Here is a 19,410-nt window from a genome sequence, read left to right as displayed (position 1 = left end):
ACCCTCCTCACCCCCGCCCCCGCGGGAGGTGGGGGGGTTGGCCGCCGCCCCCCCCTCCCAACACAAACCCCCCCCCCCGCCGCCCCCCCCCCCCCCCAAACCCCCCCCCCCCCCCCCCCCCCCCCCACGCCGCGCCGCCGCGGCGTGCCGGAAACAGGCGGTGCCGATTACGCCCGGTCACGGCAGGAAGGCGACTTCGCCGCCAGTACCGGTTCAAGGGCCGCGCCGGATTCACGGGCCGCGCCGGAATTGTCATCGGCGGACTTCTCGGTATATCTTTGTCGACCGAATGCAGTTTGCTCAAGCCGAAAGGGTCTGTCCCCATGGCACAGAAGGTTCAGGTGCTTCTCGTCGACGACCTCGACGGTGGCGAGGCGGACGAGACCGTAGCGTTCTCGATCGACGGCGCCTCCTACGAGATCGACCTGAGTGGCGCCAACGCAGCGAAGCTGCGGGATTCTCTTCAGCCGTTCGTGGAGAAGTCGCGCAAGGCGGGAACTTCCACGCGCAGGCGCCGGCAGCGCGGCGCGTCCAGCCGCGAGCGCAGTGCTGAGATCCGCGCCTGGGCCAAGAACAATGGCATCAAGGTCAATGAGCGCGGCCGGATCCCGGCCCATGTGATCGAACAGTACGAAGCGGCGACCTGACCGGTTCGCCCGTCGGCGGCCCGTCCTCGTTCGCGAGACGGGCCGTTCGCTTTCGGCGTAGAGGTCGCGCGGTTCGCGGTCCACGCCGGGAGGTACACAGGCCGCGCGGGTGGAACTCCACCCCCATTCGGCACTCTCGGCCCGCGCCTTGACCGACCTGCGAAAAGGCCCCCGTTCGCTTGGGGCGTAGCGGGAACATGACGCACCGACGCGGTAGTTGGATGAGACTGAACAGCGCATAGCTGGGGAACGTCTCCTGGTGGGAGTGCACCGGGTGGCCTCCTCGGGGCGGGCTAGCATGCGGAAGGACAGTTCCGGACGTTCCGGACTCTGCCCAACCGCTCTGTGAGGAGCGACGAGATGTTCGAGAGGTTCACCGACCGCGCGCGGCGCGTTGTCGTCCTGGCTCAGGAAGAGGCCAGGATGCTCAACCACAACTACATCGGCACCGAGCACATCCTCCTGGGTCTGATCCACGAGGGTGAGGGTGTCGCTGCCAAGGCTCTGGAGAGCCTCGGGATCAGCCTTGAAGCGGTGCGCCAGCAGGTCGAAGAGATCATCGGCCAGGGCCAGCAGGCGCCGTCGGGCCACATCCCGTTCACTCCGCGCGCCAAGAAGGTCCTTGAGCTGTCACTGCGCGAGGCGCTACAGCTCGGCCACAACTACATCGGCACCGAGCACATCCTGCTCGGATTGATCCGTGAGGGCGAGGGCGTCGCCGCCCAGGTCCTTGTGAAGCTCGGCGCCGACCTGAACCGTGTGCGCCAGCAGGTCATCCAGTTGCTGCACGGTTACCAGGGCAAGGAGCCGGCCGCCTCCGGCGGTCCCTCGGAGTCGGCTCCGTCCACCTCCCTTGTGCTCGACCAGTTCGGCCGCAACCTGACGCAGGCCGCACGTGAGGGCAAGCTCGACCCGGTCATCGGCCGGGACAAGGAGATCGAGCGGGTCATGCAGGTGCTGTCCCGCCGCACCAAGAACAACCCCGTCCTCGTGGGCGAGCCCGGCGTCGGCAAGACCGCCGTCGTCGAGGGCCTCGCGCAGAAGATCGTCAAGGGCGAGGTGCCCGAGACGCTGAAGGACAAGCAGCTCTACACCCTCGACCTGGGCGCGCTGGTCGCCGGCTCCCGGTACCGCGGTGACTTCGAAGAGCGCCTGAAGAAGGTGCTCAAGGAGATCCGCACCCGCGGCGACATCATCCTGTTCATCGACGAGCTGCACACGCTGGTCGGCGCGGGCGCCGCCGAGGGCGCGATCGACGCCGCCAGCATCCTCAAGCCGATGCTGGCCCGCGGCGAACTGCAGACCATCGGCGCCACGACGCTGGACGAGTACCGCAAGCACCTGGAGAAGGACGCCGCGCTCGAGCGCCGCTTCCAGCCGATCCAGGTCGCCGAGCCGTCGCTGTCGCACACGATCGAGATCCTCAAGGGCCTGCGGGACCGCTACGAGGCGCACCACCGTGTGTCGATCACCGACAGCGCGCTCGTCGCCGCGGCGCAGCTCGCCGACCGCTACATCAGCGACCGGTTCCTGCCCGACAAGGCGATCGACCTGATCGACGAGGCCGGTTCGCGGATGCGCATCCGCCGGATGACCGCCCCGCCGGACCTGCGCGAGTACGACGAGAAGATCGCCGACGTGCGTCGCGACAAGGAGTCCGCGATCGACGCGCAGGACTTCGAGAAGGCCGCCGCGCTGCGCGACTCCGAGAAGCAGCTCCTCGGCCAGAAGGCCCAGCGGGAGAAGGAGTGGAAGGCCGGCGACATGGACGTCGTCGCCGAGGTCACCGACGAGCTGATCGCCGAGGTCCTCGCCACCGCCACCGGCATCCCGGTCTTCAAGCTGACCGAGGAGGAGAGTACCCGCCTCCTCAACATGGAGGACGAGCTCCACAAGCGGGTCATCGGCCAGGAGGACGCCATAAGGGCCCTCTCGCAGTCGATCCGGCGTACCCGCGCCGGCCTGAAGGACCCCAAGCGTCCCGGCGGCTCGTTCATCTTCGCCGGCCCGTCCGGCGTCGGTAAGACCGAGCTGTCCAAGACGCTCGCGGAGTTCCTGTTCGGCGACGAGGACGCGCTGATCCAGCTCGACATGTCCGAGTTCATGGAGAAGCACACCGTGTCGCGGCTGTTCGGCTCCCCGCCCGGCTACGTCGGGTACGAGGAGGGCGGCCAGCTCACCGAGAAGGTCCGCCGCAAGCCGTTCTCGGTCGTCCTGTTCGACGAGATCGAGAAGGCCCACCAGGACATCTTCAACTCGCTGCTGCAGATCCTGGAGGACGGCCGCCTCACCGACGCGCAGGGCCGTGTCGTGGACTTCAAGAACACCGTCATCATCATGACGACGAACCTGGGGTCCAAGGACATCTCCAAGGGCGTCTCGATGGGCTTCGCCCGTCAGAACGACGAGCAGGGCTCGTACGACCGGATGAAGGCCAAGGTGTCGGAGGAGCTCAAGCAGCACTTCCGCCCCGAGTTCCTCAACCGCGTCGACGACACCGTCGTCTTCCACCAGCTCACCCCGCGGGAGATCATCCAGATCGTCGACCTGATGATCGCCAAGGTGGACGAGCGGCTGAAGGACCGCGACATGGGCATCGAGCTGCGGCAGGAGGCCAAGGACCTGCTGGCGCTGAAGGGCTACGACCCCGTCCTCGGCGCCCGGCCGCTGCGCCGTACGATCCAGCGGGAGATCGAGGACAGCCTGTCCGAGAAGATCCTGTTCAGCGAGCTCAAGCCCGGTCAGATCGTGATCGTGGGCACCGAGGGCTTCGACCTTGAGAACAAGGAGGGCACGGCGGAGACCGCCAAGTTCACTTTCAAGGGCGTCCCGAAGCCGGACACGGTCCCCGACAGCCCGCCGCCCATCGAGGGCGCGGTCAACTTCAACAAGGACTGACCACCGTAAGGGCCCGCACCGGATTCGTTCCGGTGCGGGCCCTTCCGCATGGGTGCCCTGGCCAGTTATCCACAGGGTGCGGTTTTTGGCTCACCGTCGTACCCGGCTCGTAGTATTCGAACATGCGATCGAACATGGTGGCTTCGGCGGCGCGGTTCGAGCGGCGCGCGATGCGTGCCCCGGCGGGCGAGGAACATGTCGGCGACGCATTTCTGCGGGACGTGCGGTCCCGCGCACCCGCGCCTCTCCCGATCTTCCGCTCATACCTGCAGGGCCGGCTGCTCGCGCGCCTCCTGCTCGGCCCGGAACGCGAGGTGTCGATGCTCGACCTCGCCGTGATGCTCCGCACGGACCTCGCGTCCGTGATGCGCGAAGTGGAGCGGCTCGCGCGGGCGGACGTTCTTCTCCTGCGCCGCACCCTGGCCGGCCGCCTGGTCACCCGCAACACCGCAAGCCCCATGTACGACCCGCTCGCCCGGCTGCTGATGCTGACGTTCGGCCCCGCGGCGGTGGTGGCGGAGCAGTTCGGGCGCCTCCGGGCGGACGTGTACCTGTTCGGTGCCTGGGCGGCCCGCTACGACGGCGTCCCCGGCGACCAGCCGGCCGACGTCGAGGTCCTGGTCATCGGCGAGATCGCCCGCGATGTGGCCCATGACGCCGCGCAGGAGGCCGCCGCCCGGCTCGGCCTCCCCGTCCACCCGGTCGTCCGCACACCGGCCCAATGGCGCGACGACTCCGACCCCTTCCTCCGCGAGATCCGCGCCGGCCCCCTGACCGAACTCTGAGGTTGACGCGTTCGCGGGGCGGTTGGGCGCCGGGGTGAATGGCCGGGGGTCAGGAAGGCCGGCCCAGCCAGGCGTTGATCTCGCGGTGGAGGCGGGTCCTGGTTTCGGTGGGGGCGAAGGATGCGTCGACGCCGGAGTGGGCCAGGTCGGCGAGGACGGTGTCGTCGTAGCCGAAGGCATCGCGGACGCGGGCGTACTCGGTGGCGAGCGGCGTGCCGATGAGGGCGGGGATGTCGGTGTTGAGGGTCACGATCAGGCCCGCGTCGCGGAGGTGGGGGAGGGGGTGGTCGTCGAGGGAGGCGGCGAAGCCCAGGGCGACGTTCGAGGACGGGCACACTTCGAGGGGGATCCTGCGTTCGCGGACCTCGGCGACGAGGTCGGGGTCGTCCAGGATCCGGATGCCGTGACCGAGTCGTTCGGCGCGGCCGGGGCCGAGCGCCTGCCGGATGCTGGCCGGGCCCTCGCCCTCGCCCGCGTGGTGGACGACGTGCAGACCCGCGTCGCGGGCGGCGGCGAACACGTCGTTGAACGGGTCGCCGGGGTGGGCCTCGTCGCCCGCGAGGCCGATCGCGACCACGCCGTCATGGCGGCGCGCGAGGTCGAGCGTCCGCCAGGCGCGTTCGACGGAGCGGCGGCGGGAGTGGTCGAGGAGCAGTCGGCAGTCGATCCCGAACGCCTCCTGCCCGGCCTCCAGGCCCTCCAGGACGGCCGCCAGCGGCATGTCGAGGTCGCCCAGCCGCTCGCCGTGGGCGGCGGCCGTGAACGACACCTCGGCGTACCGGGTGCCCTGTGCGGCCTCGTCCTCGCAGAATTCGTAGGCGACCCTCCGGAAGTCGCCGGGACGGCGCAGGCAGGCGCGGACGAGGTCGTTCTGCTCGAAGAACGCGGCGAAACTCCCGAACGCGGCCATGTCATCGGGTACCTCAACGCCATTGGCCGCGCCTATCTCGCGGAGCGTGGCCCACCGGGCGGCGCTCTCCAGGTGGACGTGGAGATGGGTCTTGGGCAGGCTCAGCAGATCGCGCACGGCGGCACGGTACCGATCGGAACGGTCCCGGTGCCTCCCATTTTCCGGCGGCCGGCGGCAATAACTATTCACTCAGTACATACATTGAGTGTATAGTCGTCCGCATGTCGACTCCGCAGATCCTGCTGGCCCTGCTCGCCGAGCGGCCGAGGCACGGGTACGAGCTCAAGCGCGAGCACGACGAGCGGCTGCCGGGGGCCAAGCCGCTGCCGTACGGGCAGGTCTACTCGACGCTGCAGCGTCTGGAACGCGACGGGTTCGTGGCCGTCGCCGAGGTCGTCCGGGAGGGCGGGCCTGAACGCACGCTGTACGAGCTGACCCCGAAGGGCGGCGAGAAGATGCGGGCGTGGCTCGCGGAGACGGAACCGCCCCTGCCCTACGCCGGCGGCATCCTGTTCGCCCGGGTGATCATGGCGCTGGTGGCCGGCGGCGACGCGCGCGCCGGCCTGGATCGCCAGCGCGCCGCACACCTGGAGCGGATGCGTGAGCTGACCCGCGCCAAGACGGCCCCCGGCGCGTCGGCCGCCGCCGTTCTGGCCGCCGACTACGCCCTGTTCCACCTGGACGCCGACCTGCGGTGGATGGAGTTGGCCGTGGACCGCCTGGCCGACCTGACCGAGGAGATCAGCCGATGAGCCCTTTGCTTCAAGCGCGGGATGTCAGCAAGACGTTCGGCCGGACGCGGGCGCTGCGCGGCGCGTCCCTGACGGTCGGCGCCGGAGAGATCGTGGCGGTGTCCGGCCCGAGCGGCTCGGGCAAGAGCACGCTGCTGCACTGCCTGGCCGGGATCGTCGTCCCCGACGAGGGCGAGATCCGCTACGGCGAGACCCGCCTCGACGAGCTCGACGAGGACACCCGGACCCGCCTGCGGCGCGAGACGTTCGGCATCGTCTTCCAGTTCGGCGGGCTGGTGCCGGAGCTGACCGCCGCGGAGAACGTGGCCGTCTCGCTGATGTTCGGCGGGCTCGGCCGCGCGGACGCGTCCGCCGCCGCGCTGGACTGGCTGGGCCGCCTCGGCGTGGACGACTGCGCACCCCTGCGGCCCGGCGACATGTCCGGCGGCCAGGCGCAGCGGGTCGCCCTCGCCCGGGCGCTCGCCCACGGACCCAAGGTGATCTTCGCCGACGAGCCCACCGGCGCGCTCGACAGCCTCGCGGGTGAGGCGGTGCTCGGCCTGCTGCTCGCGACGGCCCGGGAGCGCGGCACCACCGTGGTCCTGGTGACCCACGATAACCGGATCGCGGCCTTCGCCGACCGCGAGGTCGTGGTCCGTGACGGCATCGTGGCCGAGGTCCCGGCGGTGACCCGATGACCGCGCGCGTCCTGTTCGCCGTCGCCGCGATGCTGGCCCGCGGAACGTCCCGGGCCGAGCGGCGCCGGCGCCGGCTGCTGGTCTCCGGCGCCGCGCTGGCCACGTTCTTCCTGCTCGGTGCGGTGAACCTGCTGCTGATACAGGGCACGACCCAGACCCGGTGGGCGGGTCTGGTCAGCGAGGAGGGCCTGCGGCCGGGCACCGCGCTGGCGCTGGCGCTGCTCGTCGTCCCGGTGCTGGCGCTGCTGTACCAGGCCGGGCGGGTCGCGCAGGCCACCCAGGAGCGGCGGCTCGCGGCGCTGCGGCTGGCCGGTGCCACACCGAGGGAGGTGCGGCTGCTCGGCGTGGCCGAGGCCCTCCGCGTCGGCACCGCGGGGGCGGTCGTCGGGGGCATCGCCTACGTGTCCGGGCAGCGGTTGGCGATGGCCGCCCTCGGGGTGCGCGATACCGAGCGGTACGCGATCCCGTCCTGGCCGGTCCCGCTCGTACCGGCCCTGGTGGTGGCCGCCGCGGTGATGGTCAGCCTGCTGGTGTCCCGCCATGTCGTCGTCTCGCCGCTGAGCGTCGCCCGGCGTGCGTCGCGTCCCCGGCCGTCCGCGTTCACGGTTCTCCCGCTCGCCGCCGGCATGCCGCTGATGGTCGCGGGCGGGTTCACCCAGGACGTGGACAAGGTCGGGGTGCCGCTGTTCTTCCTCGGCGCCGTCGTCACCATCCTCGGCGTGCTGGCGGGGGCCAGCCGCGTGGTCCTGGAGTCGGCCCGGCTGGCCGGCCGCTGGGCGCGTACACCCGAGACGCTTCTGGCGGCGCGTGCCCTGGAGGCCGATCCCCGCGCCGGGGGACGCGCCATGGCGGTCGTCGGCCTTGTCGTCGCCTTCGGCACGGGCACCGGTGTCGTCGAGTGGGACGTGGTCCGGTACGCCACCACCGAGGACACGTCCATCGAGCGGTTCTGGCTGGTCAGCTTCGGCCTGACCTATCTCGCGCTGCTGTTCGCCCTGTTCGTGGCGGTCACCGCGCTCGTGGTGCACCGGGCCGAAACGCTGCTGGAGGCCGGCCGCTCGATGGCGGCGCTGGCCGCGATCGGGGCACCGGTGGCGTCGCTGCGCCGGTCGGCCCTGCGCCAGACGCTCATCGCGGCGACTCCGGTGTGCGCGATCGCGGCCCTCGCCGCGCTGATCGGCATGACGCCGGGCATCTTCGGGGAACCGGACCTGCCACTGCTCGCCTGGATGGCCGGCCGAGCCCTGCTGATGGTCGCTCTCGCGGTGGCGGCCGCGGCCGCCGTCACGGCCCTGTCGGGCCGCCTCCTCGCCCGCGCCGCCGCCCCCACCCGCCTCCGCGCCGAATGACCGGGTTCGCTGAACGACCGGGTTCAGCGGCTCAGCGCCTTGACGTCGATGTCCATCGGGAACGGAACATCCAGCTTGAGCCGCTCACGCTCGATCGCGGTCTCCACGTAGGCACCGGTCGTGCCGAGTTCCATCACGTGGATCACGGGCTTCCCGCTCTCGTTCTCCACGAGCCAGAAGTGCTGGATCCCCGCCTTGGCATACTTCATGCGTTTGGTCTCGCGATCGCGCTCCTCGGATTCCGGGGATACGACCTCGATGACGAGGACCACCTCTTCCGGCTGGTAGTAGGTCCGGCTACGTTCTGGGTCGGCCATCTGCGGGCGGAAAGCGATGATGTCGGGTTCTGGCCGTTGCCGTCTCGCGAGCTTCACGGTCATCTCAGTCTCTACACCGACGGTGTCCGGCGCCGCCTCCTCCAGCGCGTTGGCCAGTCGCCGGACCACTCGGCTATGGAAACTCGTCTGGGGGGACATCATGATGAGCGCTCCGTCGATCATTTCCATGCGTGGCGCGTTGGGGGGGAGCTCATCCAGGTGCTCGGCGGTCCAGCCTTCGGGTGGGGGGCGCAGCCACGGGGGAATGAACTCGGCTTCGCTAGCCATGACATCCTCCTACGTCGTCACACCGATCATATGGTGACACGCCGTGTTCACGTCATGTGTCCGGCGCGCCTGATCAGGTGGGCAGGGCGTAGCGACCGTCGTCCAGGGGGTCGATCAGGCCGTCGGCGATGAGGGCGTCCAGGGCGCGTTCGCGTTGGAGGGCGTCCGGCCAGACGACGTCGAGGGCCGGTTTCGTCACCGGGCCCTCGGCGTCCCGGAGGACGGCGAGGATGCGGCCCCGGCACTGGCGGTCGGTTCCCGCGTACGTCTGGCCTCGGCGCGGCGGCCCGTCATAGGCGGGACGGCCGGCCAGCCGCCACGCGCACTTGCCGGACACCGGGCAGTCGGCGCAGCGGGGTGTGCGGGCGGTGCAGACGAGCGCGCCCAGTTCCATGACGGCGACGGCCCACCGGGCGGCGGTCGGGGGATCGACCGGGAGGAGGTCCTCCGCGCGTTTCACCTCCGCCTTCGTTTGCGACTTCGGCGGATACTCCTCGCCGGAGAGGAGCCGGGCCAGGACGCGCCGCACGTTGGTGTCGAGGACGGCGTGGCGCTGCCCGAACGCGAAACTGGCGACGGCCGCCGCGGTGTAGGCGCCGATGCCGGGGAGCGCCAGGAGGTCCTCGTGCGACGAGGGGACCTCGCCGCCGTGACGTTCGGTGATCGCGCGGGCGCTCTCGTGCAGGCGCAGCGCGCGGCGCGGGTAGCCGAGCCGCCCCCACGCACGGACGGCCTCGCCGGACGGTTCGCCGGCCAGCGCGGCAGGCGTGGGCCAGCGGGCCATCCAGGCGTCCCAGACGGGCAGGACGCGGGAGACCGGGGTCTGCTGAAGCATGATCTCGCTGACCAGGACGCCCCAGGGAGTCGCATCCGGCGCCCGCCAGGGGAGGTCACGGGCGTTCGCCTCGTACCAGTCGAGGATCGGGGCGGTGTAGGCCGTGATGGGCGGCGTCCGGAGGATGGGATTCATGGCGCGCGCCATTGTGGCACGCGGCGGGTCGTCCCCTCTTTCGGGATCGCTGAATGCATACTGACCGCATGGGGGCGAGTACTGAACGTGACTCGGACGATTCTGGACTCGATCGGTACTGGCGGCGCCGTGCGGTCGCGCTGGCGGGGGTGCTCGGCGTCGTCGGCATGCTGGCCTGGGCCTGCACCGGCAACGCGGACGAACCGGTCCGGAACGCGAACGCGGTCGCGGTCTCGGGCAAGAGTCCGCCTCCGCCGCCGACCGTGATGCCGACGGTGACCGTCACCGTGACGACCACCCCGGAGCCGGAACCGGTGGACGACGGCGGCCCCTGCGACAGCGAGAACCTCGTCTTCACGTTGTCGGCCTCCGAAACCGCCTACGCGGGTTCCGAGCGGCCGGAGTTCCGGATCACCGTCGTGAACGCGGGGAAGGGCTCCTGCACGTTCGACACGGGTTCGCTGGACGTCCGCATCACGTCCGGCTCGGACGGCATCTGGTCGTCCGCCGAATGCCGCCCCGGCGGCTCGCCCAAGGCGACCCTCAAGCGCGGCATCCCCTACGTCGACACCGTCACCTGGGACCGCAAGCGCGGCTGCGACGGCGGAACCTCCGCCCGCCCCGGCACCTACGTGGCCGGCCTCAAGGGCCAGAAGGCCAAGAAGCAGATCTTCCACCTGCGCTGATCCCGCCCACGTCGACGCGCCCGCCGTCACCACGGTGATCGCATGGCCGCCGGACGATCCGGGCTATACGTAACGTTCCAGAATCGAGGATTCGGCCAGGCGGGAGAGGCCCTCGCGGACGCTGCGGGCCCGGGATTCGCCGACGCCGCCGACGGCCTGGAGGTCGTCGATGCTGGCGGCCAGGAGCTTCTGCAGGTTGCCGAAGTGCTCGACGAGGCGTTCGATGACCATGCTCGGCAGCCGGGGGACCTTGGCGAGGAGCCGGAAGCCCTTGGGGCTGACGGGCAGGTCGAGGGCGTCCGGGCCGGAGAAGCCCATCACCTCGGCGACGGTGGACAGGTCGAGCAGCTCGTTGGCCGACAGCGTGTCCAGGGCGGACAGTATGGCGGCGACGCCGCGGGCGCGGGTGTCGTCGGACGGGTAGTCCCGGACGATCAGCTCCCGGTCGACGTCGACGCCGGAGACGAGTTCGTCGAGCTGCAGGGACAGCAGCCGGCCGTCCGTCCCGAGCTCGACGACGTAGCCCTCGATCTCGTCGGCGATGCGGCGCACCATCTCCAGCCGCTGGACGACGGCGCTGACGTCCCGGACGGTGACGAGGTCCTCGATCTCCAGCGCGGAGAGCGTCCCGGACACCTCGTCCAGGCGCAGCTTGTACCGCTCAAGGGTGGCGAGGGCCTGGTTGGCCTTGGAGAGGATGGCCGCGGAGTCTTCGAGGACGTAGCGGATGCCGTCGAGGTACAGCGCGATGATGTGCATCGACTGGCTGACCGAGATGACCGGGTAGACGGTCTGGCGGGCGACGCGCTCCGCGGTGCGGTGGCGGGTGCCCGACTCCTCGGTGGGGATGGTCGAGTCCGGCACGAGGTGGACGGCGGCGCGGACGATCCGGCTGTGGCTGCCGTCGAGGACGATCGCGCCGTCCATCTTGGCGAGCTCGCGCAGCCGGGTGGCGGAGAACTCGACGTCGAGTTCGAAGCCGCCCGAGCACACTTCCTCGACCGTCTTGTCGTAGCCGAGCACGATCAGGCCGCCGGTGTGGCCCCGTAGGATCCGCTCGAGTCCGTCGCGGATCTGGGTGCCCGGGGCCACCGCGGCCAATGTGGCGCGGCGTCGTTCGTCATGACCCTTGTCGTGTGATGGCACCTGACCCCCGGAGGTCGCTGGACGGCGTCAGTTTACCGAGGAGGGCCGCGCGCTGGTTCCTCCCCAGGTCGCAAGCGCGGGTCCCGTGGAGTAATACTCTGGCGTGACTCGTGTTACGGCGCCGTAAAGGAGACTTGGAGGGCCTGTTTCAGGCTGTCGACCTCCATGACCTTCATGCCCTCATAGCTGCTGAGCTGCGGGTCTGCGCGTTTCAGCGGGGATCCGTCGGCGAGTTCGAGGGAGCCGCGGGGGACGACGGCGTGCTTGAACCCCAGCCGGGCGGCCTCGGCGAGCCGCCGCTGGACGCCGGGCACGACGCGGACCTCGCCCGCGAGCCCGACCTCGCCGAGCGCGATCAGGCTGGTCGACAGCGCCTGCTCGACGGAGGCGCCCGCGACGGCGAGCGCGAGGGCCAGGTCGACGGACGTCTCGGTGAGCCGCACGCCGCCGACCGTGGAGACGTAGACGTCCTGCTCGTGCATGGAGATCTTGCAGCGCTGGGCGAGGACGGCGAGGACCATCGCGACGCGGGAGGTGTCCAACCCGGACGTGGCGCGCCGCGGCGCCGGCAGGTGCGATTTCGCGACGAGCGACTGCACCTCGGCGACCAGGGGGCGCCGGCCTTCCAGGGTGACGGTCACGCAGGTGCCGGGGACGGCCTCGTCCCGCCGGGTGAGGAACAGCCCGCTCGGGTCGGGCAGGCCGACGATGCCGACCTCGGACAGGTCGAAGCAGCCGAGTTCGTCGGTCGGCCCGTAGCGGTTCTTCACGGCGCGGATCATGCGGAGCCGCGAGTGCCGGTCGCCTTCGAAGTACAGGACGACGTCGACGAGGTGTTCCAGGAGACGCGGCCCGGCGATCGCGCCCTCCTTGGTGACGTGGCCGACGAGCACGACGGTGATGCCGCGTTCCTTGGCGACGCGGATGAGGTTGGCGGCGACCTCCCGGATCTGGGTGACGCCGCCGGGGGCCCCGTCCGCCTCGGACGTGCCGATCGTCTGGATGGAGTCGACCACCAGCAGCCCCGGCTTCACCGTGTCGATGTGGCCGAGAATGGCGGACAGTTCCGACTCCGCCGCCAAGTAGAGCTTGTCGGTGATCGCCCCGACGCGGTCGGCGCGCAGCCGCACCTGCTCCGCCGACTCCTCGCCCGTGACGTAGAGCACGTTCCCGTTGTCCGGCTTGGCGGCCCGACCCGACTGCGCCTGATTCGACTGCGCCTGATCCGACTGCGCCTGATCCGACTCGGCCGGCTCGCGCGGTGTGGGAACGCCCGACTGCGTCGACGCCAGTGCGGCGACCTCCAGCAGCAGCGTCGACTTGCCGATGCCCGGCTCGCCCGCCAGCAGCAGCACGGCCCCGGGTACGATGCCGCCGCCGAGGACCCGGTCGAGCTCGTCCAGGCCGGTGGGCCTCGTCTGCGCGGACCGCACGTCCACCTGCCCGATCGGACGCGCCGGCGCGCTGACCGGCCCGGCCGCCACGACCCGCGCCGGCGTCGCGGACGCCGCCTCGGTGACCGTCCCCCACGTCTGGCACTCGCCGCAGCGCCCCACCCATTTGGACGTCTGCCAGCCGCACTCGGAGCAGCGGTAGGTCGCCTTCGCAGTCTTAGCCTTCGCCATGCGCCGAAAGCGTAGAGGTCACGTGTGACAGCCGCGGTCAGGAGGCGAGCGACTTGCGGGCGCGTTCGATCAGGTCGCCGAGGTGGTCGGAGACGCTGCTGGGACGCTCCATCATCGCCATGTGGCCGGCGGACGGGACGACCTCCAGCCGGGAGCCGGGGACACAACCGGCGATCTTGAGGCTGTGCTCGACGGGGGTGAGCATGTCGTTCTCCGCGCCGATGACCAGGTTGTCGGCGCCGGTGAGCGACGAGCAGTCGCTGATCAGGTCGAGGGTGATCATCGAGCGGAGGTAGTCGGCGAAGGCGTCCATCCGGGTCTCGGCCATCATCTGCTCGGCGAACGCGACGGCCGCCGGGCTGGCGTCGGGGCCGAACGCGACCCGGTCCTCGATGAGGGTGGCGGAGTCCCGGCTGAGGTGGCGCACCTTCTCGATGGCGCCGGAGCCCGCGCCGAGCGCGCCGAGGGCGCGGGGGACGAGGCGGTGGCCGGTGCGCGCCAGCAGCGCCGGCATGCCGAGCGTGACCTCGCCGAGGCCGCCGGACGACGTGCACAGCAGCCCGGTGGCGACGATCTTGCGTCCGGCCAGGCCGGGGTTCTCGTCGGCGTAGCGCAGGATGGTCATGCCGCCCATGGAGTGGCCGACGAGGACGACGGGCGTGTCCGCGGGGACGGTCGCGTCGATCACGGCGGCGAGGTCGGAGGCCAGCCGGGGGATCGCGTAGCCCTCGCGGGCGCCGCCGTCGGAGCGGCCGTGGCCGCGGTGGTCCCAGAAGACGAGGCGGCCGAGGCCGCGCAGGGCCTTGCGCTGGAAATGCCACGAGTCCTGGGTGAGCGTCCAGCCGTGGCAGAACACGACGGCGAGGTCGGTGCGGTCGTCGCCGTCGATCTCGGCGTACAGGCGGGTGCCGTCGTCGGCGCGGACGGGGACGGGACGGCCGCGCAGCGACCCGAACGGCTCACCGGCGAAGGGGTCGGGGCGCAGTTGCAGGCGGCGCATCGCACGGCGCTGGACGGCCAGTCCGGCTCCGGCGCCGGCCGCGCCGAGCGCGGCGGCGGCCAGAAGGCCGCGGAGGCTCCCATGGGCGGCGCCCCGGCTCCGGGAGGTCGTCCCTTCGAGAGCGACACGGCTCATCCTGGTGGCACGGCCCATGGTCCGCTCCTCCCGTTGCTGCAATGACCGACCAGTCAGTAACTTCAGGGGCAACGCCACCACAAATTAACGGCATAGTCCACCTCAAGCGGCGCCGCCCTTCCGTCCTGCTCGCGCAGGCAGGCGTCGGCGACGTCGGGTGGGAACTCGATCCGCAGGACGGCCGCGAGATCGTCCCGGCTTTCGAACGACCACCGGATCATCAGCGGCTCGCGGGCGAAGCCGCGCCGCGTCCAGAAGCGCTCCACGGCCTCGGGGTCGTACTCCGGCAGGCTCCCCCGGAACCAGCGGCCGAACGTGGACCGCGTGGCGTCGTTGTCGATGATGAACACCGCGCCGCCGCGCCGGACGACCCGGTCGAGTTCGGCGAGGCCCGGCTCGCAGCCCGGGCCGAAGAAGTACGCCCAGCGGACGTGGACGACGTCGACCGAGGCGTCCGGAATCGGCAGCGACTGGGCGGCGCCGACACGAACGGTGACGTTGGGCAGATCCCGTGTCCGGCGCGCGGCCGCCGAGGCCAGGCCCGCGTGCGGCTCCACGCCGATCACCCGGTTCGCGTCCCCGGCGAAGAACGGCAGGTGGTAGCCGGTGCCGCAGCCGAGGTCCAGGACGTCGGCCCCCTTCCACGGACGGATGGCGCGCATCGCCTCCGCGAGGACGCCGTCGGGATCGACGGCACGGTTCTCCAACTCGTAGATCTGGGGAGAGTTCCAGATGTTGGGGCTCGGCACGGCGCCCCGGGCGATCTCGGCCACGGAAACCGAGGGTAGCCACCCGGCTCGGAGAGCAAGCAGGATCACGTGGGGCGAGGGTTTCATCACCGGCGTGGCCGCATAGGCTTTCCTTGCGTACATCGCCCCTGTGAACGTCACCTACGACCATCACCTAGCGACCATTCCTGGCGAGGAAGCCTTGACTCCGCAGCACAACGGCGTCTCATCACCGGCCCTCCGCGTACCGGACGCGCCGATCACACTCTCCACCGCCTCGGTGTACCCGGAGAAGGTACCGAGCGCGTTCGAGATCGCCGCGCTGCTGGGTTACGACGGCATCGAGGTCATGGTCTCCATGGACGCCTCGTCCCAGGACCTGAACGTCCTGCGCCGGCTGTCGGACTACCACCAGGTGCCCATCAAGTCGATTCACGCGCCCTGCCTGCTGCTCACCCAGCGGGTCTGGGGACGTGAGCCCTGGGGCAAGCTGGTCCGCTCCAAGGAGGTCGCCGAGGAACTGGGCGCGGAGGTCGTCGTCGTCCACCCGCCGTTCCGGTGGCAGCGCGACTACGCCAAGGAGTTCGTTGAGGGCCTCGCCCGCATGCAGGACGAGACGGACGTGCTGTTCGCGGTCGAGAACATGTTTCCGCTCAAGGCGCGGGGCGCCGAAGCGGGCATGTACCTGCCCGACTGGAATCCCGTCGACCAGGACTTCCCGTACGTGACGATCGACCTGTCCCACACCGCCGTCTCCGGTTCCGACGCCCTCGACATGACGGGAAGCCTCGGCGACCGGCTGCGGCACATCCACCTCGCCGACGGCATAGGCATCACCAACAAGGACGAGCATCTCGTGCCCGGCCGGGGCAACCAGCCGTGCGGGGCGCTGCTGGAGAACCTCGCCGAGGACGGCTTCCGCGGGCACATCGTCCTGGAGATCAACACGCGCCGCGCGTCCAGCCGCGTCGAGCGGGTGGAGGACCTCGCCGAGGCGCTGGCGTTCGCCCGCCTGCATCTCGCCGCGGCTCCCCACACCTGGGAGGTCACCTCGGCCGGAGAGGTCACCCGCCGGGGCGTCAGGTGACCGCTCCGGGTGTGTCGCGGGGCCCGGGGAGGCGTCCCGGCCCGACCGAGACCCGCGAGAAGATCATCGCCGAGGCGCGCGACCTGTTCGCCGAGAAGGGCTACGACGGCGTCTCGCTGCGCGCCATCGCCCGCGCCGCCGGGGTCGACCCCGCCCTCGTCCACCATTTCTTCGGAAACAAGGAGGGCGTGTTCGTCGAGGCGATGCGCTTCCCGATGGACCCGTCCGTCCTGCTGCCGCGCATCATGTCCTACCCGAGGGAGCGGCTCGGCGAGGCGATGGTCCACACGTTCCTCGACGTGTGGCACGACGAGGAGCGCCGCGCGCCGCTGCTCGCCATGCTCCGTTCGGCGATGACGAACGAGCGCGCGGCGGCGCTGATGCGCGAGTTCATCGCGTCCGCCCTGTTCGGGCGGGCCAAGCAGGCCACGGATGCGCCCTGGCTGGCCATCCAGGCGGCGGCCGGCCAGATGATCGGCATCATGATCCTGCGTTACGTGCTGCGGATCGAGCCGATGGCCTCCGCGTCGGAGGAGGAACTGGTCGGGCTGGTCGCCCCCACCCTGCAGCGCTACCTCTCCTCCTGAGCCGAGGAATCCCCGCTATCCAGAACCCGCGATCCCCTTGACCGCACCTTTGTGTCCGCATAAATTCAACACATGATGAGTTCCAGTCCGGCGGTGACCGTGCGGGACCTGCGGGTCGTCCGCGGCGGCCGCGAGGTGCTGCACGGGGTCACCTTCGACGTGCCGCGCGGCTCGGTCGTGGGACTGCTCGGCCCGAGCGGCTGCGGGAAGACCACCCTGATGAGGGCCTTGGTCGGCGTCCAGATCGTCGAAAGCGGAGCGGTGACAGTCCTCGGCGAGGACGCCGGATCGGCCGGCCTGCGGCGGCGCGTCGGATACGCGACGCAGACACCGGCCGTGTACGCAGACCTGACCGTCGCCGAGAACCTGCGCTACTTCGCGTCCGTCCTGGGCGCGCCGCGCACCGACGTGGCCCGCGTCATCGACGAGGTCGGGCTCGGGTCGAGCCGCGACCAGATCGCGGCGACGCTGTCCGGCGGGCAGCTCAGCCGCACCAACCTCGCCGTCGCGCTGCTCGGCGCCCCCGAAGTGCTCGTCCTGGACGAGCCGACCGTGGGCCTCGACCCGGTGCTGCGCCAGGAGCTGTGGGAGATGTTCCGCGAACTGGCCGACGACGGCGCCACGCTCGTCGTGTCCAGCCACGTCATGGACGAGGCCGGCCGCACCGACCGGCTCCTCCTGATGCGCGAGGGCCGCATCCTCGCCGACGGCACACCGGACGGCCTGCGCTCCCGCACCGGCACGTCCGATCTCGAAAAAGCCTTCCTCCACCTCATCGCCGAGAAGGCGGGGAGCCCGACATGAGCCTCGCGATCACGCTCGCCACGATGCGGCGCATCCTGGCGCAGCTCAAGCACGACCACCGCACCCTCGCGCTGCTGATCGGCGTGCCGGCCCTGCTGATGATCCTGCTGCGGTACGTGTTCGACGAGCCGATGCTCTTCGACCGGATCGGGCCGATGCTGCTCGGCCTGTTCCCGTTCACCGTCATGTTCGTCGTGACCAGCGTCGCCACGCTCCGCGAGCGGGCGAGCGGCACCCTGGAACGGCTGATGACCATGCCGCTCGGCAAGCTCGACCTGCTGCTCGGCTACGCCCTGGCGTTCGGCCTGATCGCGCTGGTGCAGGTCGGCGTCGTGCTGGTGATCTCGCTGACCTGGCTCGGCCTCGACCTGAACGGCTCGCTCGGCTCGCTGATCCTGGTCTCCGTGCTGGACGCGCTCCTCGGCATGGCGCTCGGCCTGCTCGCCAGCGCGTTCGCCCGGACGGAATTCCAGGCCGTCCAGTTCATGCCGGCGTTCGTCCTGCCGCAGCTGCTGCTGTGCGGGCTGATCATGCCCCGCGAGGACATGGCGTCCTGGCTGCAGGCGATCTCCGATGTCCTGCCGCTCTCCTACGCGGTCGAAGGCATGCAGGAGATCAGCTTCAGTGCCGAGTTCACCGGCACGCTCACCCTGGACGTCACCGTGATCGCCGCATTCACGGTGGTGGCCCTCGTCCTGGGCGCCGTGACCCTCCGCCGCCGGACTCCGTGACCGGGGACCCGCGGGGGCGGGCCGGGGTTTACCTGCCGGGCGGGGTCGCCTGAATCGGACACCTGGGGTGAAGCGGGCCGTCTCGCTTCGGGTCGGCTGGTAGCTTCGGCGCCATGACCGCCCGAGATCTTCCCGGACCGCCCGCGTCGCAGCAGCCCGATGAGGCAGGCCCGGGCGGTGCCGGGGGGACGCCGGAGGATTCGGCGTTCTGGGGGGAAGGCAGCGGTACCGGTCCGCGCAAGCGGCGGTGGCCCAGGGTCCTGATCGCGGTCGGGGTTTTCGTGGCGCTGGTCGTGGCGGGCCTCGGCGGCCTGGTGTGGCAGCGGCAGTCGTCCTACAACGGCAACATCGACCGCATCGAAGGCGTGATGCCGGACGACGGGGCGAACAGGCCCGGCCCGAACGTGGAGGGGACGGAGAACTGGCTGCTCGTCGGGTCGGACTCCCGGGCCCAGAACGCGACCACCGGCGAGGGCAACGACGTCTGGAAGCCCGGTCAGCAGCGCACCGACACGATCATGCTGCTGCATCTGCCGGCGGACCGGAAGAAGGCCTACATCGTTTCGTTCCCGCGCGACTCGTGGGTCGAGGTCCCCGGCTACGGCAACCAGAAGATCAACGCCGCGTTCTCGTACGGCGGACCCAAACTGCTGATCGAGACCGTCGAGAACCTCATCGGCATCCGGATCGACCACTACGGCGCGATCGACTTCGAGGGGTTCAAGGCGATGACGGACGCGCTCGGCGGCGTCACCGTCAACATCAAGCAGAGCGTGTACGACCCGGCCCGCAAGAAGCGGTGGACGGCGGGAAAGCAGAAGCTGAACGGGGAGGAGGCGCTGCTGTTCGTCCGGCAGCGCTACAACCTGCCGAACGGCGACTTCGACCGGATCAAACGGCAGCAGGCGTTCCTCGGCGCCCTCGCCAAGCAGGCCGCGGACCGCGGGACGCTCACCAACCCGCTGAAGCTCGACCGGTTCCTGTCGGCGCTCACCAAGTCGATCAGCGTGGACGCGGGGGTGTCGGCGGGCGACCTGCGGTCACTGGCGGTGAGCATGCGGGACGTGCGGGCGTCCGATGTGATGTTCATGACGACGCCGCACAAGGGCACCGGCAGACGCGGCAAGCAGAGCGTCGTGTTCCTGAACGCGGCGAAGGCGAAAGCGCTGTTCGAAGCGGTCAAGACGGCCAGGATGCCCGAATACGTCAAGCAGCACGGCGGCGGCAACAGCCTCGGCACCGTCTCGTGATCGTGAGTCTCGACCGGGCATAACCTGGTCGGAGGCGT

19 protein-coding genes are annotated in these 19,410 nt (G+C 70.6%); 12 read left to right on the top strand and 7 right to left on the bottom strand.

The features are described 5' to 3' along the window. Positions 1-323: 323 nt before the first annotated feature. From ACGFK0_RS17210 to ACGFK0_RS17200, 3 genes are all read left to right on the top strand, one after another. Positions 324-647 (top strand): Lsr2 family protein, encoded by a 324-nt coding sequence (locus ACGFK0_RS17210; RefSeq protein WP_392905836.1) that lies wholly within the window; start codon positions 324-326, stop codon positions 645-647. A 360-nt stretch (positions 648-1,007) separates the two neighbouring features. Beyond that, entirely contained in the window at positions 1,008-3,545 is a 2,538-nt protein-coding gene (locus ACGFK0_RS17205; protein WP_392905833.1) for an ATP-dependent Clp protease ATP-binding subunit, read from the top strand. 122 nt (positions 3,546-3,667) lie between these two features. Continuing rightward, positions 3,668-4,330 carry a hypothetical protein gene (locus ACGFK0_RS17200; RefSeq protein WP_392905831.1) on the top strand — a complete coding sequence of 221 codons (663 nt, stop codon included), beginning with the start codon at positions 3,668-3,670 and terminating at the stop codon, positions 4,328-4,330. A 49-nt stretch (positions 4,331-4,379) separates the two neighbouring features. Here ACGFK0_RS17200 and add read toward each other — a convergent pair whose 3' ends face one another. Then, on the bottom strand, positions 4,380-5,357 hold the full coding sequence (gene add, locus ACGFK0_RS17195; RefSeq protein WP_392905829.1) for an adenosine deaminase: 978 nt from the start codon (positions 5,355-5,357) through the stop codon (positions 4,380-4,382). A gap of 104 nt (positions 5,358-5,461) precedes the next feature. On the opposite strand from add, the gene ACGFK0_RS17190 reads away from it, so the two are divergent. Genes ACGFK0_RS17190 through ACGFK0_RS17180 form a run of 3 tightly spaced genes read left to right on the top strand, consistent with a single transcriptional unit; the run spans position 5,462 to position 8,018 of the window. Continuing rightward, the gene (locus ACGFK0_RS17190) at positions 5,462-5,992 is read left to right on the top strand and encodes a PadR family transcriptional regulator (RefSeq protein WP_392905826.1); all 531 of its coding nucleotides are present in this window, start codon (positions 5,462-5,464) and stop codon (positions 5,990-5,992) included. Further along, the gene (locus tag ACGFK0_RS17185) at positions 5,989-6,669 is read left to right on the top strand and encodes an ABC transporter ATP-binding protein (protein ID WP_392905824.1); all 681 of its coding nucleotides are present in this window, start codon (positions 5,989-5,991) and stop codon (positions 6,667-6,669) included. Before ACGFK0_RS17190 ends, ACGFK0_RS17185 begins: the two co-directional genes overlap by 4 nt. Then, entirely contained in the window at positions 6,666-8,018 is a 1,353-nt protein-coding gene (locus ACGFK0_RS17180) for an FtsX-like permease family protein (RefSeq protein ID WP_392905821.1), read from the top strand. The genes ACGFK0_RS17185 and ACGFK0_RS17180 overlap by 4 nt, the downstream gene beginning before the upstream one ends. A gap of 23 nt (positions 8,019-8,041) precedes the next feature. Here the strand turns inward: ACGFK0_RS17180 and ACGFK0_RS17175 are convergent, their stop codons facing one another. Both ACGFK0_RS17175 and ACGFK0_RS17170 read right to left on the bottom strand, forming a co-directional pair. After that, a complete protein-coding gene (locus ACGFK0_RS17175; protein ID WP_392905818.1) occupies positions 8,042-8,623 on the bottom strand; it encodes a Uma2 family endonuclease in 582 nt (193 codons plus the stop codon). A 73-nt stretch (positions 8,624-8,696) separates the two neighbouring features. After that, complete coding sequence (locus tag ACGFK0_RS17170) at positions 8,697-9,593, bottom strand: A/G-specific adenine glycosylase (protein WP_392905815.1); 897 nt, start codon at positions 9,591-9,593, stop codon at positions 8,697-8,699. Between the two features lie 68 nt (positions 9,594-9,661). Here ACGFK0_RS17170 and ACGFK0_RS17165 point away from each other — a divergent pair, with 68 nt between their 5' ends. Continuing rightward, entirely contained in the window at positions 9,662-10,279 is a 618-nt protein-coding gene (locus ACGFK0_RS17165; protein WP_392905813.1) for a hypothetical protein, read from the top strand. Positions 10,280-10,342: 63 nt separating this feature from the next. Here ACGFK0_RS17165 and disA read toward each other — a convergent pair whose 3' ends face one another. From disA to ACGFK0_RS17145, 4 genes are all read right to left on the bottom strand, one after another. Continuing rightward, entirely contained in the window at positions 10,343-11,425 is a 1,083-nt protein-coding gene (gene disA, locus ACGFK0_RS17160; protein ID WP_392905811.1) for a DNA integrity scanning diadenylate cyclase DisA, read from the bottom strand. Between the two features lie 113 nt (positions 11,426-11,538). Further along, on the bottom strand, positions 11,539-13,050 hold the full coding sequence (locus tag ACGFK0_RS17155) for a DNA repair protein RadA (protein WP_392905809.1): 1,512 nt from the start codon (positions 13,048-13,050) through the stop codon (positions 11,539-11,541). Between the two features lie 37 nt (positions 13,051-13,087). Then, complete coding sequence (locus ACGFK0_RS17150; protein ID WP_392905807.1) at positions 13,088-14,203, bottom strand: alpha/beta fold hydrolase; 1,116 nt, start codon at positions 14,201-14,203, stop codon at positions 13,088-13,090. 44 nt (positions 14,204-14,247) lie between these two features. After that, a complete protein-coding gene (locus tag ACGFK0_RS17145) occupies positions 14,248-14,958 on the bottom strand; it encodes a class I SAM-dependent methyltransferase (protein ID WP_392905803.1) in 711 nt (236 codons plus the stop codon). A gap of 157 nt (positions 14,959-15,115) precedes the next feature. On the opposite strand from ACGFK0_RS17145, the gene ACGFK0_RS17140 reads away from it, so the two are divergent. From ACGFK0_RS17140 to ACGFK0_RS17120, 5 genes are all read left to right on the top strand, one after another. Beyond that, complete coding sequence (locus tag ACGFK0_RS17140; protein WP_392905801.1) at positions 15,116-16,000, top strand: sugar phosphate isomerase/epimerase family protein; 885 nt, start codon at positions 15,116-15,118, stop codon at positions 15,998-16,000. Continuing rightward, positions 15,997-16,587, top strand: a complete 591-nt coding sequence (locus ACGFK0_RS17135; RefSeq protein WP_392905799.1) for a TetR family transcriptional regulator — start codon at positions 15,997-15,999, stop codon at positions 16,585-16,587. The genes ACGFK0_RS17140 and ACGFK0_RS17135 overlap by 4 nt, the downstream gene beginning before the upstream one ends. A 72-nt stretch (positions 16,588-16,659) precedes the next feature. Continuing rightward, positions 16,660-17,391: an ABC transporter ATP-binding protein gene (locus ACGFK0_RS17130; protein ID WP_392905797.1), complete on the top strand. Its 732-nt coding sequence runs from the start codon at positions 16,660-16,662 to the stop codon at positions 17,389-17,391. Beyond that, on the top strand, positions 17,388-18,122 hold the full coding sequence (locus ACGFK0_RS17125; protein ID WP_392905795.1) for an ABC transporter permease: 735 nt from the start codon (positions 17,388-17,390) through the stop codon (positions 18,120-18,122). Before ACGFK0_RS17130 ends, ACGFK0_RS17125 begins: the two co-directional genes overlap by 4 nt. Before the next feature lie 113 nt (positions 18,123-18,235). Further along, positions 18,236-19,372 carry an LCP family protein gene (locus ACGFK0_RS17120; protein ID WP_392905793.1) on the top strand — a complete coding sequence of 379 codons (1,137 nt, stop codon included), beginning with the start codon at positions 18,236-18,238 and terminating at the stop codon, positions 19,370-19,372. Positions 19,373-19,410: the final 38 nt, after the last annotated feature.

Origin of the sequence: Spirillospora sp. NPDC048823, assembly GCF_043198445.1 — a bacterium.
In the GTDB taxonomy this organism is placed as follows: Bacteria; Actinomycetota; Actinomycetes; order Streptosporangiales; family Streptosporangiaceae; genus Spirillospora.
Note: the sequence above shows the minus strand (reverse complement) of the source record. Positions and strands in the feature narration are given on the sequence as shown.